This window comes from Paenibacillus sp. FSL R10-2199 (assembly GCF_038000235.1).
Lineage (GTDB): Bacteria > Bacillota > Bacilli > Paenibacillales > Paenibacillaceae > Paenibacillus_AQ > Paenibacillus_AQ phytohabitans.
Map to the genome: position 1 here is coordinate 4,682,312 of NZ_JBBOBO010000001.1, position 16,077 is coordinate 4,698,388.

General features: G+C 43.5%; 22 protein-coding genes. 18 read left to right on the forward strand and 4 right to left on the reverse strand.

Features of this window, described 5'->3' with window-relative positions; genetic code table 11:
• Nucleotides 1–11 precede the first annotated feature (11 nt).
• The 6 genes from NYE33_RS20525 to NYE33_RS20550 all read left to right on the forward strand — a co-directional run bounded on the left by NYE33_RS20525 (nt 12) and on the right by NYE33_RS20550 (nt 7,162).
• Nucleotides 12–3,419: a hypothetical protein gene (locus tag NYE33_RS20525; RefSeq protein ID WP_341067283.1), complete on the forward strand. Its 3,408-nt coding sequence runs from the start codon at nt 12–14 to the stop codon at nt 3,417–3,419.
• Nucleotides 3,420–3,423: 4 nt separating this feature from the next.
• The gene (locus tag NYE33_RS20530) at nt 3,424–3,936 is read left to right on the forward strand and encodes an XkdW family protein (protein WP_341067287.1); all 513 of its coding nucleotides are present in this window, start codon (nt 3,424–3,426) and stop codon (nt 3,934–3,936) included.
• Entirely contained in the window at nt 3,936–4,043 is a 108-nt protein-coding gene (locus NYE33_RS20535; RefSeq protein ID WP_197074358.1) for a CD1375 family protein, read from the forward strand. The genes NYE33_RS20530 and NYE33_RS20535 overlap by 1 nt, the downstream gene beginning before the upstream one ends.
• Nucleotides 4,044–4,101: 58 nt before the next feature.
• Nucleotides 4,102–4,242 carry a CD1375 family protein gene (locus NYE33_RS20540; protein ID WP_341067291.1) on the forward strand — a complete coding sequence of 47 codons (141 nt, stop codon included), beginning with the start codon at nt 4,102–4,104 and terminating at the stop codon, nt 4,240–4,242.
• A gap of 105 nt (nt 4,243–4,347) precedes the next feature.
• A complete protein-coding gene (locus tag NYE33_RS20545; RefSeq protein WP_341067293.1) occupies nt 4,348–6,507 on the forward strand; it encodes a phage tail protein in 2,160 nt (719 codons plus the stop codon).
• 73 nt (nt 6,508–6,580) lie between these two features.
• Nucleotides 6,581–7,162: a hypothetical protein gene (locus NYE33_RS20550; protein ID WP_341067296.1), complete on the forward strand. Its 582-nt coding sequence runs from the start codon at nt 6,581–6,583 to the stop codon at nt 7,160–7,162.
• A gap of 77 nt (nt 7,163–7,239) precedes the next feature.
• On the opposite strand, the gene NYE33_RS20555 is transcribed toward NYE33_RS20550, so the two are convergent.
• Entirely contained in the window at nt 7,240–7,773 is a 534-nt protein-coding gene (locus NYE33_RS20555; protein WP_341067298.1) for a hypothetical protein, read from the reverse strand.
• 171 nt (nt 7,774–7,944) lie between these two features.
• Between NYE33_RS20555 and NYE33_RS20560 the strand changes: the two genes are divergently transcribed.
• From NYE33_RS20560 to NYE33_RS20595, 8 genes are all read left to right on the forward strand, one after another.
• On the forward strand, nt 7,945–8,115 hold the full coding sequence (locus tag NYE33_RS20560) for a hypothetical protein (protein ID WP_341067300.1): 171 nt from the start codon (nt 7,945–7,947) through the stop codon (nt 8,113–8,115).
• A 400-nt stretch (nt 8,116–8,515) separates the two neighbouring features.
• Complete coding sequence (locus tag NYE33_RS20565; protein WP_341067303.1) at nt 8,516–8,722, forward strand: hypothetical protein; 207 nt, start codon at nt 8,516–8,518, stop codon at nt 8,720–8,722.
• A gap of 24 nt (nt 8,723–8,746) precedes the next feature.
• Nucleotides 8,747–9,184: a phage holin family protein gene (locus NYE33_RS20570; protein WP_341067305.1), complete on the forward strand. Its 438-nt coding sequence runs from the start codon at nt 8,747–8,749 to the stop codon at nt 9,182–9,184.
• The gene (locus NYE33_RS20575) at nt 9,171–9,971 is read left to right on the forward strand and encodes a M15 family metallopeptidase (RefSeq protein WP_341067307.1); all 801 of its coding nucleotides are present in this window, start codon (nt 9,171–9,173) and stop codon (nt 9,969–9,971) included. Before NYE33_RS20570 ends, NYE33_RS20575 begins: the two co-directional genes overlap by 14 nt.
• A 2-nt stretch (nt 9,972–9,973) precedes the next feature.
• Complete coding sequence (locus NYE33_RS20580) at nt 9,974–10,189, forward strand: phage holin (RefSeq protein ID WP_341067311.1); 216 nt, start codon at nt 9,974–9,976, stop codon at nt 10,187–10,189.
• 165 nt (nt 10,190–10,354) lie between these two features.
• On the forward strand, nt 10,355–11,341 hold the full coding sequence (locus tag NYE33_RS20585) for a HipA family kinase (protein ID WP_341067314.1): 987 nt from the start codon (nt 10,355–10,357) through the stop codon (nt 11,339–11,341).
• Nucleotides 11,311–12,177 (forward strand): DUF3037 domain-containing protein, encoded by an 867-nt coding sequence (locus NYE33_RS20590; protein ID WP_341067316.1) that lies wholly within the window; start codon nt 11,311–11,313, stop codon nt 12,175–12,177. The genes NYE33_RS20585 and NYE33_RS20590 overlap by 31 nt, the downstream gene beginning before the upstream one ends.
• Nucleotides 12,178–12,329: 152 nt before the next feature.
• The gene (locus NYE33_RS20595; RefSeq protein WP_341067318.1) at nt 12,330–12,533 is read left to right on the forward strand and encodes a hypothetical protein; all 204 of its coding nucleotides are present in this window, start codon (nt 12,330–12,332) and stop codon (nt 12,531–12,533) included.
• Between the two features lie 356 nt (nt 12,534–12,889).
• Here NYE33_RS20595 and NYE33_RS20600 read toward each other — a convergent pair whose 3' ends face one another.
• Together NYE33_RS20600 and NYE33_RS20605 are read right to left on the reverse strand one after the other, a co-directional pair.
• The gene (locus tag NYE33_RS20600; protein ID WP_341067320.1) at nt 12,890–13,753 is read right to left on the reverse strand and encodes an ATP-dependent DNA ligase; all 864 of its coding nucleotides are present in this window, start codon (nt 13,751–13,753) and stop codon (nt 12,890–12,892) included.
• Between the two features lie 154 nt (nt 13,754–13,907).
• On the reverse strand, nt 13,908–14,414 hold the full coding sequence (locus NYE33_RS20605; RefSeq protein WP_076242960.1) for a hypothetical protein: 507 nt from the start codon (nt 14,412–14,414) through the stop codon (nt 13,908–13,910).
• Nucleotides 14,415–14,571: 157 nt separating this feature from the next.
• Here NYE33_RS20605 and NYE33_RS20610 point away from each other — a divergent pair, with 157 nt between their 5' ends.
• The 3 genes from NYE33_RS20610 to NYE33_RS20620 are packed head-to-tail and all read left to right on the forward strand — an operon-like array spanning nt 14,572 to nt 15,555.
• Nucleotides 14,572–14,769, forward strand: a complete 198-nt coding sequence (locus tag NYE33_RS20610; protein ID WP_076242961.1) for a hypothetical protein — start codon at nt 14,572–14,574, stop codon at nt 14,767–14,769.
• The gene (locus NYE33_RS20615) at nt 14,762–15,061 is read left to right on the forward strand and encodes a hypothetical protein (RefSeq protein WP_076242962.1); all 300 of its coding nucleotides are present in this window, start codon (nt 14,762–14,764) and stop codon (nt 15,059–15,061) included. The genes NYE33_RS20610 and NYE33_RS20615 overlap by 8 nt, the downstream gene beginning before the upstream one ends.
• 14 nt (nt 15,062–15,075) lie before the next feature.
• Nucleotides 15,076–15,555 carry a hypothetical protein gene (locus NYE33_RS20620; RefSeq protein ID WP_076242963.1) on the forward strand — a complete coding sequence of 160 codons (480 nt, stop codon included), beginning with the start codon at nt 15,076–15,078 and terminating at the stop codon, nt 15,553–15,555.
• A gap of 17 nt (nt 15,556–15,572) precedes the next feature.
• Here the strand turns inward: NYE33_RS20620 and NYE33_RS20625 are convergent, their stop codons facing one another.
• Nucleotides 15,573–15,743, reverse strand: a complete 171-nt coding sequence (locus NYE33_RS20625) for a hypothetical protein (protein ID WP_179093445.1) — start codon at nt 15,741–15,743, stop codon at nt 15,573–15,575.
• 139 nt (nt 15,744–15,882) lie between these two features.
• Between NYE33_RS20625 and NYE33_RS20630 the strand changes: the two genes are divergently transcribed.
• Nucleotides 15,883–16,053, forward strand: a complete 171-nt coding sequence (locus NYE33_RS20630) for a hypothetical protein (protein ID WP_179093446.1) — start codon at nt 15,883–15,885, stop codon at nt 16,051–16,053.
• Nucleotides 16,054–16,077: the final 24 nt, after the last annotated feature.

Below are 16,077 nucleotides of genomic sequence, written 5' to 3' on the forward strand. Positions count from 1 at the left end.
GAGGAATCGTTTTGGCATTTAATCGAAGAACAATCAACAAAGAACTCGACATAGCAAACCTTAATAAGCACAACGACAATTACGCGGATATCGAATCAACATTAGATGCGCATGATATTGCCATTGCAACATCAGCCAGCCATATAGCAGACGGTAGCATCCATACTACCGCAGCTGAGAAGACTAAGCTGGCCGGGATTTCAGCTGGAGCTGGCGGGGATAACAGCGCCACGGATACTGTAATAGGTAATCGGACAGCAACGGATAGTGTGGCTCCCAGCCTGACCGGGACCATTACGGCGCTGTTCTCCAGTCTGTTCACTTTGATCAGGGGAATCACCGGCAAGTCCAACGCGTTAACCGCACCAGCGATAACCCTGGAGGCTACGAGGACACATGTGGACGATACAACAGTGCATATCACGGCCGCAGAGCGTACCACCTGGAACGGCAAGGTGGACAAGGTCACCGGCAAGCAGCTTAGCACAGAGGACTATTCCACGGCTGAAAAGACTAAGCTGTCCGGAATTGCTACAGGCGCTCAGGCTAATCAGAATGCCTTTTCCATGGTGAACGACATTACTGCAAGCAATACAGGCGATACCGTAACAATTGAAGCAGGAACAGGGATCACCGTTACCTCTAATCCAACGACCAAGAAGCTCACGGTAACGGCTACTGGGACGGCCACACCTGGCGCACATGCCAGCAGCCATTTAACTGGAGGATCTGACCCGATTCCAGTAGCCACAACTAATGCACCAGGGCTGATGGCTGCAGCTGACAAGACAGACATTGCTACTATCAAAACCAGCCTTGGCCGTGTAGATCTTACTCAAACCCTGGGACCGGGCCTATCCGTGGTTACAGCAGACGCTAACGGTAGTGAGTTGGACCTGACAGTAAATGGGCGGACGCTGGTGAATTTGCTCGGAACAGCGGGCGGATGCGAAAGTCTAGCTGGATGGACACTGCAAGGTGCGGCCCCAGTTTTAAGTACGACACAGAAGCGCTCGGGGTCTTCATCTTTTAAAATGGTTGCTGGAACATCTAGTGGTAGTTATGTCATGAGACCCCTGAATTTCACACTGGATAAAGCAAAGCAATACCTCCTCGGATGCTGGATGTACATTGAAGCTTACTCTGGAGGATTCCCTGCGATAGCATTGTACGATACAGTCACATCGAGGTATGCAAACAATCCCATTGTATCTGCAAATGGAAGCTGGCAATTTGTTTACGTTAAAATACCTCAAAGTAATACACTTGTTGGCGACACAACAAGCATTCTTCTGGGTTACGGTAGTGGCGGGGCAAGCACGGTCTATTATGACGAGGTTCGTTTGTATGAGGTAACGGCCTCTGAGTATGCCTCCATCGGTACGACGATAACGGGTGAAGCTATAGATGCCTATTTTCCTTATGTAGACGGCAAACAGCATGTACAGGGTGTAGCCATTACAAAGCAGGGGCGAAACCTGTTACCAGGAGTGATAAGTGGATCACAGAGCAGTAGGATACAAGTAAGAGGCCCCTATGACGTAGTTCTAACTACAGCATTTACCTATGACGCATCGTTTATAGATATACCAGTCGTCCCAGGTCAGACCTATGTGTTCTCTATTGATCCCATTGGTAATGGGGGGTATGCAGATGGTAACTGGATTAATGATGCGGGTGACCAATCAGGTCAATCTCTAAATGCTACCGCCGGAGGGACGGTTGTCTCATCCCCAGTGCCAGAGAACATATATAAAATGCGCATTTATTTCGCCAATACAGTTGCAGGCACCTTCACATTTAAAAACTGGAAACTTGAACTCGGCAGCATAGCTACTCCATTCACTTCTGCGGAGCCGCAAACTGTAATTCTTCCGGTCACTCTCGGAGAAGTTGGAGGGGTAAGAGACTCTGTGTATAGTGCTGGCACAGAGTGGGTGTACGAGGAACGTATTAAGAAGATGGTCTTATCAGGGGCGTTACCTTGGGAATACGTTTCTAATGCACCAGGAAACGCAAAGGTCTTGTATATAACAGAGCTTCTGCCACAAATGATTAGGGATTACGCCTTTATTGCTATGAAATTTGGAAGAACCTTAATAACTCCTGTAAATGAAATGGGAGCAGCAAATCAGGCATATTTTACAGCGGCTTCAAACAGGAGAGAATTTCATGTGTCAGTATCAAACGTTGATTCGGGGTGGGGTGCGGACTACATTCCAAGCGTGTCTGAGGTAAAGGCGTATTTTTATGGGTACTGCATGAACAATGGAACCTTTGGTACTCCATATAATGGATCTGGTACAAAGACCTGGGTAGTTATCGGAGCAACCAGTAACACTGGAGCAGTTACTATTGTACCAACAGCGCAGGCTCCTATAACAGTATTCTGGCAGCCGTACACACTGGATTACGCCCTGGGTTCTGCGGCTGCTCCGGTTGTTATCCCAAACGCTGAGGGCAGTATTACGCTGCATCCGGGCAACAATCAGGTCAATGTGGAAACGGGGCTAATCTTGAGGGAGAGGGCATATCCACAAGTCTCACAGACCCCCGGGTATTACGACCTAAACTTATTAGGGTATACCTCGTCCTATTTAAAACATAAAGTGGATCGAATCCTTGAGATTTATAAAGGTGTAGATAAGGACACACACATTTGGCAGGTGGTTGACTATCTGGCTTATGGTAATGGACGAGCATATATTGCAGCTGCTAATTATGATTCAGAGGCCGAATATTATGTTACGTATTCGATGCTAGACAAGTACGCCCTAACCGCCAGTGTTACTGAGACTGCGGCAACTTGGCGAACGGGCTTAAGCGGTGTGGTATCCGATCTGGTGCAGAGCACCGCAGAACTGCGGCAGGAAAATGACCGACAGGATTTTGCAGATGATTATATTGAGGCTAAAGCAGACAATCTGAGAGTAGATATGACTGAAGTGCAAACACAACTTAATGGTGTTATTAACCCATGGGGAGATAACACAGCTAGTCAAAGATCAACAGTGTGGGCGTATCGAGCAGGATCAAACCAAACAATTGCATCGTCTACGTTTACCAAAGTCCTCTTTGACGCAGATCCAGCAGACAATTTGTCTGAATATAATACAGCGACAGGAATATATACAGCAGCTAAACCTGGATGGCGTATTGTGAGATCCCGTCTTTTAATGCAATCGGTAGCAGTTGGTTCCGCATGTTATTTAAGGGCAATCCATAGTAGTGGAGCCGTAAGAGATATCGGGTTCGCACGATCTACATTAGCTGCTGATTTGCCTGTAGAAGGCAACATACTGATTTATCTCGCGTCTGGAGAAACAGTTTATGTCGATGTTTACTGTAACTCTGCCACATCTGTAGTCGCAGGAGATCCATATAGCAGACTTGAAATCATTTGTGTATCGGGAGGTTAAAGATATGAATATAGCACTTGCAGTCATGCATCTATACCCGGGCGCTGATCCAATGCAGGATTTCAGAGTGCAGGATAACGGCCCTGAACCTGTTCTGCACGAAGGAGCCGAAGACAAAGGCCGCGTTCGCTACGAGATCAAGCCACCAGAAGAGGGCGAGGAACCCATAGAGGGCATACACTACCGTTACGGCATCGACTATAACCTGCTGATAGAGGGCGAGGATTACGACCTTGTAGAGCGTGGGCCGTATATCGCAGTGTGGAAGCTGGACGAGCCGCAGCCCACGGAAGCAGAGCTGCAAGCAGCCTGGGAAGCCTACCAGGAGGCAGAAGCCAACACGCCGCCGCAGCTGACGGAAATCGAGCAGGTCCGCGAGGAGCTGGCACAAACTCAAATGGCCTTAACAGATACCTTTGAGCAATTGCTATCCGCCCAGGATGAGGCAACCAGCGCGCAGCTGGCCCTTGTGGATCTGTACGAGCTGGTACTGCCCCTGATTGGGGGTGACGTATAATGCCGCAAGTTTATGCAAGCCTGATCCGTAAAGGGCTTAAGACGATTGAACAAGTGCCGACTGTGATCCGTGATGAGGTCCAGGCACTCCTGGCTGACAATGCGTAACTGGTTGGCCCGGCTGCTGGTGTCCGGTGGCCTACGCCTTATGAGGGGAGGTGATACCATGTCTGTTATCTATGCGCTGCTGATTATCAAAGGATTGAAGACCTTCGGTCAAGTGCCGGTCAAACTGCAGCCGGAAGTTAAGTCCTATCTGGCCGCATCTGATCTGGATGAGAGCGGCAATCCATTGCCTATAGAATAGATATTGTTGGCGCCCATAGAGGCGTTTTTATTTTGCCCTCGGAGCTGTTTCGGGGGCTATTTTTTGTTAAGGAATATTTTCCTTGGCTAATAAGGAGGTTAGAAGTTGGATTTCTTAGAATCTTACGATAAAAATCTGGTGGCAACCGGGGCCTTAGTCAGATCTTATGACATTACCAGAAAACGCCGAATCAACTCTGATAACGAGATTTCTTTTCTGGTCCCAATGAATTCAAGGGACTATCTTGAAAAGATATTAATCAAAGGCCACGTTAAAGATGAGCGCGGCCAGTTCTATGTAATTAACAGCCGATCCCGGGTGCGGGAAGATCGAAAGCTCACAGCGTCCGTCATGTGTACGCACGTAATTTTCAAGCTTACCGATTTCAAGTTTCCATACTCTTCGTACATTGCCGAAGCATATGGCGTGCATATTTCACAACTTACAAATCTCATCTCTGCTGCAAGCGGTGGACGGTTTACGTTTTCGATTGATGATACGTTTGATCTTTCTGATGTTAAGGATTTCGGACAGGGGAACTGCCTTCAGGCGCTAAATAAGGTCATTGAATTGTACGGATGTGAGATCGAAGCGGATAACTTTGTCATTCACCTCAAAAAGCAAATCGGTAAAGATGAAGGCATGCAATATCGTATACAGAAAAACATTGTCTCCGATCAATTTAAAGATGATGCTTCATCGCTTGTGACACGCCTGTTTTGCCAAATGAAGGACGGTAGAACGTGGATAGGTCAACCTGCATCGATCCTCACCAACGAAGAGAGAACACTGCTGGGGGCTGTACCAGGGGCAATTGTTAATGGTATTCTGCAAGTCAATTATCTTATCTCTCCATATGCCGCGAGCTGGGGGAGTAATTCGGTTCCGTACTTTGATGGGGAAATAATTGAACAGGATATTGAATCAGTAGCCGATCTCTTAGAGGCTGCAAGAAAGACACTCAGGGAAAAAGAAATCCCAAGTTTTGAAGTCACAGCAGACAGTGCTGACCTTTACAAGATCAGAAGAAATGCGGTGAAACCGGATCTCGGTGATACCGCCTATTGCTATGACCCAGACATCGAATTAGTTAATCTCAAGGCTCGGATTATGGAATTGACGGAATATCCGTATACAAAAGAAAAGCATGCTCAGGCGGTACTATCTAATGTTGAAGTCAAAGACATGGATGATATTATTGCTGATTTGGATAAGAGTAAAAAGCTTGTAGACAATCTGTATTCCAATGGCCGCATCCGAACTGAATTGTTTGAAGCGGTGGCAAAGCAAGTCATAGCTGATATTAATAACTCAAAAACAGAATTGATCTATCCAGAAGACGGCGGTATCTTAGCCCGCGACAAGAACAATCATTTGCGTCAGGTCCGCCTTACATCAGCAGGGATAGGTATTTCAACGGATGGTTGGAATACGATACGGGGGGCAATAACAGCGGATGGTGTTTTGGGAGAACGGATTATCGGGCAGATCGGGAATTTTGAATCCTTGACTATTGGAAGCGGTAATTCCATTACACAAATCAACCATAATGGATTATCTGCAGGACATTCTAATTTTAACGAAGCACCATTTCGTGTGGATATGGCCGGGAATGTGGTAGCTAATAAATTGACTGCTAACAGTGCAGTTATAAATAACTCTACGTTTGGTGGAGGAGCTATTATCGGTTCATCTATTAATGTTGGAAGTGGGAAGTTTACTGTTAGTTCATCTGGAGACCTTTACACCCAAGGTGGTATATTTTCGGGAGGGACAATCACAGGAGCATTAATTCGTACCGCAGCCAGCGGGCAGCGCGTAGAAATGGATTATTCGAGTTTTAGGTCTGTGGATGGCAACGGTAGAATACGCGTCTCAATCTCCCCGAGCGGGAAATATGGTGTAGCGGGTACAGAATACTTCGATGAATCTGGAAGTTACAAGGGCGGAGTATACGGGATTGGGGATGGTTTTTATATCGATGTACCTAGTTACATGAACTTATACGCGCCCATTATAGCAATGAACGGAAATGTAAGATTTTATAATGCGAGTGTTGAAGGAATTGCAATGAGTGGGATTGTAGGTCTTTCTGATCAAATATCCAATTTGCAGTTTAACATAAATTCCAAAGTCCCAATAGGTACAACTACGACCAGTGCGGGACCATATAATTGCGGAATACCCATTGGAACTCAATTGTCAATCGTTGGTGGAGGATATGTTACATGGGCAGGAGTTCCAGCCCATGTTCATACTGTCTAAACAAGTCTATTGAATAAAAGTAAAGTGCCGATGATAATAAGGATAGAAATATTTAACAAAGGAGCGGGTATCTTTGAAAAAATTCATATCTGGCGTTATCGTTGGTGCATTACTTTTTGGCGGGGCTACAGTCTTCGCGGATTCTGTGGGACTCATTGGTCAGAAGGTCCAAGGCTTATTCGCAATTGAAAAGGGGGGCAAGAAGATTTCGGACGCTGTGATCATTAAAGGATCAGCGTATGCTCCAGTGAAAGCGGTAGCTGATGCAGCCGGCGCAAGTTTAACTGTAGAAGGGAAGAAGATTATTATGTCAGAACAAGCTGGAAAAGACTTAAGTGTGCCTGAATTTGAGTATCCTAACACTCAGGATATTGAAAAATCAAAGTCTGAAATTACCGTGCTTAAAAATAATATCGCAACTTACAAATCCAATATAACTCTATCTCAAACATCAATCCTTCCAACGCTTGAAGCGGCTCTTGCAAATGCCAAAGAAGAGTTAGTAAAAGATCCTACCCATACACTTGGCGTTGAGATTAATGAGAAAAAAATAGATGAAGAAAAGAAAAAGATAGCACAACAACAGGCTTTAATTGATGCGGCAGAAAATAGAATAAGTGAATTACAAAAACAGATAGATGCAACAAAGCCATGATGATTTGTAAGCCTAACAAGTTTTAAAGAAACTACACACTCCAATTGATTTTACGAATCGATTGGAGTGTGTTTATTTTAAATGTTTTGAGAAGACTTAACTATTCTAATAATTCTTACCGGAGGTTGTATTAGTAACTCCCATTGGGGATTTTCGCTTGCCACTCCACTCCAGTATTTCTCCGAAAAATAAGCAGCAACAGGGAATGATAGATTGTTCTTGTCAATCCCTAACCACGCGGCATCCAACTTCACATACTTATCTTCCGAAAATTCAACCTCCCACAGATTATAATTATGTAATCCTATTCTTGAAACCCAGAACATAGCTGTTTCAATTGTTTCTGATGCGAAAAAGGACTGAAAACGAGACGGAAGATTTGGGTAATGTAGCCTTCTCTCATACTCATAAATGTTTTCTGTCAGAATATCCTGAAGTTCGCCTTCATTTGCTTGGGTTGCATAATATTTATCTCCGTGCATAGACAAGCCGGAAGGATATCTTTGATCCAAAATATCTTTCAGTATACTTGGGTTAAGACTAACGTCCCTTAACCTAATTGTTTCGCCTGCTTTAAGACTGCCTAATCTATCTATGTGGTATGCAATCAACAAAACACCTCATTTACATATATGATCTACTTCATCATTATTGCGCCATTATTAGTTAAAGTAAATGATATCCAATAAACCGTAGTACTACAGTATATAAACAACTATATCCTTTAACTAAGAAGGTCTCTCCTGTGGAGGGGCTTATTTTGTTCATAGGAGGAATTAAGAATGGAAGAGCAACGGATCAGGGAGATTGTGAGGGAGGAAATTGCTGAAGCTAAGAGACGAGAGCAACAGCAATTTCTTGATTTTCAGAGGAAGACCTTTGGATCTGTTCTAAATAAAGGAACTGTATCAGGAACTATCTCAGCTACCGGCAGCGTTTCATCAGATATTTAAATCCTCATTTCCTAGAATTAATGTAAAATCAACATGCTTACACGTGTCACAAACCATAGCCCAGACTGCCAGCCCGTGTTGGATGTCTGTGGCTAGACCATTTCCATCATTGGCTTTCACTAAACGCGGAAGCAGTATAGGGTCTTCGTGTTTGTAGTAAGTCTTTACATTACAACGTGGACAATTAAATATTTCTGACATAAATCAACCTCCTTCCTGAGACTATGTTTCGACAGAATGGGAGGTTTTTCCTTTGGAACACCAGTTCTAATAAACAGAGAAGTCAACTTCTGAATTCCCGTAGTACTACAGCATCCGCAATCAACTAAACTATAGATATAAGAAAGCCTCTCCAATTCACTGGAGGGGCTTTTACTCTTGTCTGAAAGGAGGAAACATATTGGTAGTTGTAAAAAAAGTGGAATTATCGATCGATCTCACCAGACCAGCAGAAGAGCTTGTTGATTCAATTATATCGGTTCTGAGCTTTTTCCCAGGTAGACAACAAGAAATCCTACAGCAGGTTGATCATACAGTTGGCGACATGCTGGCCGCAATGCAGCCGAAGGAAGATACAGAACCAGAAAAGACAGAAGAATCACCATAGAGAGAAAGGAGATGCAGGGGGAGTATGGATGATAAGGCTCACATCGTAAAAGCTGTGTCTGCAGCTGCTGGGGCAACTGTAGGCTACTTATGGGGAGGGTGGACCGTTATGTTACAAGCGCTGCTTGTTTTAGTCATTGTTGATTTTGTAACCGGATGGGCTGCCGCCTGGATCAATGGAGAGCTACGAAGCATGAAGGGCTATATCGGCGTAGCCAAAAAGATTTCTATTTTCATGTTTATTACCGTGGCACATGTAATTGATATGGTGTTAGGAGACATGCACTACTTGCGGGATGCAGTAGTGTTTTTTTATATGGCTAATGAATTGCTGAGCATTATCGAAAATGCTGGGAAGATGGGCGTACCTATGCCGCCAGTGCTGAGGGATGCTGTCGCTGTCCTTGAGAGTAAGGCAGGCGGCAAGAAAGAGGAGGCGAAACAAAACGATGTTGACGCTTGAACAGGTAAAACTTAAATCAAAGACCCGGCTTGTTGGGCTGCATCCTATTGTATTAATTGCTGCTACTGCGCTGGTTGATCGCTGCTATGCATGCGGTGTTCCAATCCTGATTACTCAGGGGCTGCGGACTATCGCAGAGCAGGACGCCCTGTATGCGCAGGGGCGGACAAAGCCAGGGGCCATCGTCACCAATGCCCGGGGTGGTTACAGCTATCATAATTACGGGCTGGCGATTGATTTCGCACTGCTGCTGCCGGACGGTTCCAGTGTTTCATGGGACATGTCTCGGGACGGAGATGGTGACAAGGTAGCAGACTGGCAGGAGGTAGTGCAAGAGGGCAAGTCACTCGGTTTCGAGTGGGGTGGGGATTGGACCAGTTTTAAGGACTATCCGCATTTTCAGTTTACATTTGGACTAACATTGGCGGCACTGCGGGCAGGCCAGAAGCCAACTGAAACAGCTATGGTAAAGGCAATAGCGAAAATAGACAAATATGTGGAGGAGGCAGGAGCGGATATGAACAAGATCGTGGAGCTGGAGGACATTATCACAAAGCAAGATGGACGCATAGCAGCCCTGGAGAAGCGTCTTAACATCTCAGGCAAGGAAACATATGCCAAAGATTACGAGAAAGCCATACAGGCAGCCAAGGATGCTGGGATCATTACTACCTCGGCTGACAAGTCCAAGCTTGAACTTAATGTAATCACAATGTTGGTGAATTTAGGGCTGGCAAATAAATCTCTGATTTCATTTTTCAAAAACTTTAATTCTGAGGTGAAATAATCATGAAAAGCAAATGGCGTAACTATGGGTTGTGGGTGTCCTTGACGGCAGCCCTACTGCTGGGTGTGCAGACAGTGGGGGTAATCTTCGGTGTGGAGTTTACTTCAGACAAATACGATCAAGTTGCCGTGGCTGTCAATGCGGTTCTGGGCGTGCTGGTGGTCCTGGGGATTGTGAGCAATCCGGAGGCAGGTAAGGGGTACACAGATAAGGAGTAGATCCATCTGCCCACTGGCTTCGGCTGGTGGGTTGTTCCAATTTGACTATTTTCGACACAATTAAAGAGGATGCGCTATTAATCTATCAATATTCTTAGAAAACGATTGTACATTTTTGTGAAATAACATAGAATATTTACCATCTGAGTTTTCGGAGGGGTCTTGGTGGTAGATAAAATCCAGGTAAGTTCTTTTTTGAAATACCTTGGTGAAGGTATAAGTCAACCGGCATTGGTTCTAAGTGATAAAAATGAACGATATATTTTAAAAACCGAAGACACAATCATTGAAGGAAAGAAAGTTAAACTGAACTGCTCTTTTCTAAATGAGATTATCGCATATCAAATAGCTGATTATCTGGAAGCTCCTGTGCCGTTATCTGCTGTTGCTGAATTAGATAAAACTCTACTTGAAAACGGACCTTCACTTAGATTTGTTCACAGATTTACTGAAGGGGAATTTTTTGCCTCAAAAGAAGTTCCGGAAAAAGAAGAGAATTTATTAGAAAACTATGAAATGCTTAAACAAATGGGGAAACCATACATAAACCGGAGTTGGAAGAGACACTTCTCAAGTGTATGCAATCCTGAAGACGCAGCGAATATTATTGCGCTTGATCTCTTGATCTCAAATCTTGACAGATACAACAACACCGGAAACCTTATAGTAGCACAATCTCCTCAAGGGAGAAAATTATTTTGTATTGATCATGGTCATGCTTTTTTCGGGCCAGTATGGCACACAGAAAAAATGGCTAAGCTTAAAGCGGCGGCATATACTCAAGAGTATTACGAATTTTATCTTAATTATATTCGTCACTTTCCGTATAAAGGATTATTGAGTGGTTTAGGCGAAGTATTTAAGTCGATAGAAGAGAACTGTAAGTTAGAAAGAATAGACGTTCACTCGTTCCAAAGAGTGGTCTCTAAAATAGAAGCTATAAACGAGGATCTCCTAGACCATTGGTTTAGCAATGTTCCGGATGCGTGGTTTGTTGACAAAGCAGCTCAGATTGGCCTGTATAAACATTTTTTAATAAATCAGAAAATGTTAATGAGAAGTTATATTCAATCATTAGCTGATGCTCAAGCATTTACAAATTTTAGAGGAGGTCAACTTCAATGGAAAGACAGGCTTGCTGGTACAGTATAGTCCGTTACTCTCCGGACGAATTATCTGGAGAAGTTGTGAATGTAGGTGTGATTGTTCATTCTGTAATACATGAAAATATATTAAATTACTTTTTGTTGGAGGAGACCTCCCCTAAAGTAAGGCCTTTAATAAGAACGAAATCCGATGAATCGACTTATAAATCTTTTAGGGATATACTGGATTATTATTTGAAGGAATGTCTTAATACTTTGGATGGATCTGTTGGAACACTAAATATTTCATCACCACACAGTTCGAATTTTCTCATGGAATTAAAATCTTTTTTTGATAATAAAAAAATGAAACTTTCTGAACCGACCTTTGCATTAAGTAGTGATATTTATGGGTTGTTTAAGGCCTTGTTTAGTTCATATGTAGGTGAAAAGTTCTATCCAATAAGTGACAAAGAATTAAATGTGAAGCACGTTGCCAGAAAAATATTTGAAGATAATCAGTTTCTGAACGTTAAAGTTAAGCAGGACATTGGCATATACCCTTTTCCTGACTTACCATTAAAGATAAATGTTGATTTTGGCTTCAAAAATGGAGTTTGGAACTATATGCAAGCAACTCCCGAGATAAAAAATTCTTCTAAAAATACCGAATGGTTTGCTAAAACGAAATTTTTAATTGAAAATGTAAAAGATGATGCGAAAGTTTACTTAATGTATAGGAAATCAGCTTTGCACGAGAAGAACGAGACTATTGATTTAATTAATTATTTTAACAATAATGAAGAAAGAGTGTTCGGAATGGATTTAGATGATCAAAGGAAAGTTCAAACATTATGTAATAAGATAGAACATGAGGCGCATCTTCTGGAGGAAGTAATCTAATTTACAACAATTTTTAGCCCACCGATTATTAATGGTGGGCTTTTTTATGTTGGAATTAAATCCTACTATAAGGCATATATTTAATGAGTGTGAGTAAAATGAAGGAGAGTGAAACGATGATAGATTCTAAGTTATGAAAGGAGGTGATTATAATGACTCATATAGATCAGTTAATACAATGGTTATACCGCCATTGGGATGTCGCAATAAAGTTACATGATTTTTCAATAGACTCAATCACTAAATATTGTTATTTATTGATTGCTCTACGTAAAGTCAAAGTCACAAAAAAAGAAGAATCCACAACTACCACTGTAGGTGAAATGGATTCTCAAAACAATAAAAACGATAATTAGGCTACAGAGATATCGACTGTTACTATAGCCTGAACGTATTTCGTGCCATTCAGGGCCAATTGGCGTTGGTCTTGAATGGAAATACATCATTAATTATAATTGGTTTTGATGATAAAATATATACTACTAAATCAATCATTTACTTGCTTATTCTATGCTGAAAAGTAAAATACAGTACATATTTTTAGTATTAGCGAGGAATTTCTTTAAGTTCAGGAAAATTTTCCATATCGTCACATACATAAGGTGAGAATTATGATACTGTAATGTTACACGGATCGGAAGCACCGAAGCGTGCAGTCCGAAAGCATCGGCAAAAAGCCCGTCAACCTTAACTGGTCGGCGGGCTTTTTTGTTTATACGATAAACTCCGTAAATACTGGGCTCCGCAGCATTCCGGATTTTGTCCAGTTCCTCATTCGTACCCGTGCCCGCAGGCAGGGCTCCAGGTGTACGAACTCCTTATCCTCCCCGGTAACGAGTTGGCCGGCCACTCCCCGGAATGCTTGCTTGTGGAGCGGGGATGCACCAAACTCAATTATCCCAGCCGGACGAAGTTTACCGGACGTACCGGACGGCACAGCGGCGAGCCACCCAAATTCCTGTTTACGATAACCTGTGATATACACCTCTGCATATGTCCAGTTAATCACCTTTTGCCATGCTTTACTGCGCCGTCCAATCTCGTACACACTATTCTTCCGTTTAGCGACTACTCCCTCCATACTCCGCAACTTAATCTGTTCATATAACGCTTCACCTGCACCTTCTACATAAGGCACAATGCCGAAATTGGAAGAGGGGAGGGATAATCCTGCAAGTATCTCCTTCCGGCGTAGCAGAGGCAGTCCTGTGAGGTCCTGACCTTTGTAATGTAGGATGTCAAAGATGGCGTAATAAGCTGGTAGGGTGATGGTGAGTTGCTTTATCTTTTCTGGCCGGCGGGCCTGGAACCTGCTCATAACCGACTCGAAATCAGATACACCCGTTGCCGGATCTACACAGGCAACTTCCCCGTCCAGAATAATGTCGTCATCAAACGGTAGCTGCAGCTCGGGGTATTGCAGGGTGCAGTCATTGTTATGACGAGTGTACAAACGGACCCTCCCGGCCTGTTGAGAGTAGGGTAGCCGGTGGCCGTCTATCTTTGGCTCATATATATAATCGCTGTGCGAAAACGGCCCGGGAGCCGTTTGCAGCAGCATAGGACTTATAAACATAGTTTCACCTCTACCTAATTATAAATCCCAGTGGAAGGTGAGGGGGCAGGTAAGTCTTGGGCAAAAAAAAACGTCAACCATGATTAGTTGACGGGATGAATATTTACCTCTGCTATTTATATAATGTTATTTTGCAAATTCTTACACATGGGCTTTAATATGCATAGATCCTACATGTCCATGTAGCAATCCCACCAGAGAAAATTAATTCAATGTTTTTAAGAGGTATAGGTTCACGGGATTCTAGAAATCCATGACTTTGACAACCATAAGTTCTATTGCCAATGTCTCCAAAAGTGGATGTACCATTGCCCACAATTCTTTTTGATTTTGAATTAACCGCGAGGGTGTAATCGAGTGTAAATGATGCGTCAAAACGACCTAAATATCCGCCGTTTCGTCCAACATATATACCTCTATCTTTAACTTCATCTTGTTTATGCCCCCATTCGCCCTCTCGTTCGTCACCGCCAACATCTACATAACTATAATAACCTTTATCAATTTTGTTGATCCTTAAGATTAGGTAGCGAGTTATTTCACCTGACTTTAACTCTCCAAATGCTGAGATTCTAAGTTTACGGTCGATTGTTTCGTTTTGAGGCAGATCAATTGAAATGTTACTGTCCCCTTGAATAGATTTTTCACCAATTAAATGCATATTTAAATCACACCTATCTGCTATTTATTTATTTATTTATATTACTCTTTCCTTAAGCACTTCCTTTATACGTTGTTTCAGTTATTTCCATTGCTTAAAAATTGCAGGTACGGTTATAATACAAACAAATGTTCTTATTTTACGGAGGCGATCATCCATGAAGATGAGCATCGGCCAAACCATTGAAATTATATACCTGGACAAAGCGGGCAAGATTACGCAGCGGAAGATTGAAGTGAACGGCATCCGCAACGGCCGTATCCGGGCTACGTGTCTCACTACCAGTGCGCCGCGCGTATTCCTTGCGGCCAGTATCTTATCGTGGCAGCCTGTGCAGGAGCGGCGACATGCTTGATGATACCCCGCGCAAGCTGCTGCGGATCATCGCCCAATATCGATATCATTTCCGGCGCATGCCTACAATCCGGGAGCTTGGAAACCTAAGCGGGCGCAGACCTGCAGATATAATCAAGGGTTTTAAAGTGCTGGCTGCAGAGAACTATATATCATGGGACCCAACCAAACCAATCGAGACAGCCGAAATTATTGAGGGGTGGGAACGGCATGTACCATACGACACAACGCCGCAAGGAGGCACGCAGAGCCCAGGGCGCAGTACTAACATAGATTACTGGTTGTATCATTGAGGGGGCTTTACATAATGAGTAAATTGGACGGGAATGAGCGATGGAAAACTAAGATGGTTTCGACTGAACATGTGGATCAATACGAGCAGGAGATTAAAGCGGAGGGGGCCGGTAACAAGATGCTTACCGTAGAGGAGCGGACAATGGTGCGTGACCTCATATTACTGCCATATATCGAGACTATGGTCGATAAAAGCCTCCGGGAGATTGAGCTCTCTGGCAGCATACTGAAGAGGGCCTATTTAATGGCTGGACAGAGCATACAGCGCCGGATCACACAGGATACGTATCAGCTGAAAAAGGAACTGAAGCAGCGGAACATAAAAGTCGTGCCGGATGAACAGGAAGAATTCTTGGTTTATCATAAAATCTTTTGCCGGGGACGACAGGAGAGGTTCGGTCTTACCCGTGACGTTATGCGTACAGAGATAAGCCTGCGGTTGACCCAGTATACTGCCGAGCTGGGAATGACATTAAAAGATCATTTTAAATAACAAAGCCCCGTCAGTGATTATACTGGCGGGGTTCCACGTTTTTCTGCAGTTATTCTATTAACAATTACGCTGACCGTGCATTTCTCGCGGTCGGCTTCTTCGCGTAACCATTCCAACAATTCAGGTTCAAAGTAGATGGCCTCACGAATTTTCTTTTCACCTTCGGCTTTCGGTGGTCTTCCAGCCATGAAATCACACTCCTTGTCCTAATGAATTTTACAGCATTTAAAAATATTTAGCAATATTATAAATCACCTATTTACAAGCATTTAAAAGCATGTTAAATTAGATTTATCAACAAGGCAACCTTAAAGGAGCGTGAAGAGATTGGATGAAGAGAACGAATACGAATTTGAAGTTCATTTCATGAATGCACCGTATCTGGAAATAACTCGCCGTGGTAAAACGCAGCTGGAAGCATTATTTAACGCAGAACGTGACTACGAAAACGAACCCGGTTACTCTGCAGTGATCTCAATAGATCCACATAAAATCTAAGCCGGCGGGCATACGCGGGAGGGA

Bases quoted from the DNA above. Each gene is read 5' to 3' on its own strand.
- NYE33_RS20580 (WP_341067311.1), top strand. From the start codon at position 9,974: ATGAAAAGCAAATGGCGTAACTATGGGTTGTGGGTGTCCTTGACGGCA.
- NYE33_RS20575 (WP_341067307.1), top strand. From the start codon at position 9,171: ATGTTGACGCTTGAACAGGTAAAACTTAAATCAAAGACCCGGCTTGTT.
- NYE33_RS20595 (WP_341067318.1), top strand. From the start codon at position 12,330: ATGACTCATATAGATCAGTTAATACAATGGTTATACCGCCATTGGGAT.
- NYE33_RS20560 (WP_341067300.1), top strand. From the start codon at position 7,945: ATGGAAGAGCAACGGATCAGGGAGATTGTGAGGGAGGAAATTGCTGAA.
- NYE33_RS20530 (WP_341067287.1), top strand. From the start codon at position 3,424: ATGAATATAGCACTTGCAGTCATGCATCTATACCCGGGCGCTGATCCA.
- NYE33_RS20625 (WP_179093445.1), bottom strand. From the start codon at position 15,743: ATGGCTGGAAGACCACCGAAAGCCGAAGGTGAAAAGAAAATTCGTGAG.
- NYE33_RS20590 (WP_341067316.1), top strand. From the start codon at position 11,311: ATGGAAAGACAGGCTTGCTGGTACAGTATAGTCCGTTACTCTCCGGAC.
- NYE33_RS20570 (WP_341067305.1), top strand. From the start codon at position 8,747: ATGGATGATAAGGCTCACATCGTAAAAGCTGTGTCTGCAGCTGCTGGG.
- NYE33_RS20615 (WP_076242962.1), top strand. From the start codon at position 14,762: ATGCTTGATGATACCCCGCGCAAGCTGCTGCGGATCATCGCCCAATAT.
- NYE33_RS20605 (WP_076242960.1), bottom strand. From the start codon at position 14,414: ATGCATTTAATTGGTGAAAAATCTATTCAAGGGGACAGTAACATTTCA.
- NYE33_RS20600 (WP_341067320.1), bottom strand. From the start codon at position 13,753: ATGTTTATAAGTCCTATGCTGCTGCAAACGGCTCCCGGGCCGTTTTCG.
- NYE33_RS20610 (WP_076242961.1), top strand. From the start codon at position 14,572: ATGAAGATGAGCATCGGCCAAACCATTGAAATTATATACCTGGACAAA.
- NYE33_RS20540 (WP_341067291.1), top strand. From the start codon at position 4,102: ATGTCTGTTATCTATGCGCTGCTGATTATCAAAGGATTGAAGACCTTC.
- NYE33_RS20535 (WP_197074358.1), top strand. From the start codon at position 3,936: ATGCCGCAAGTTTATGCAAGCCTGATCCGTAAAGGGCTTAAGACGATT.
- NYE33_RS20620 (WP_076242963.1), top strand. From the start codon at position 15,076: ATGAGTAAATTGGACGGGAATGAGCGATGGAAAACTAAGATGGTTTCG.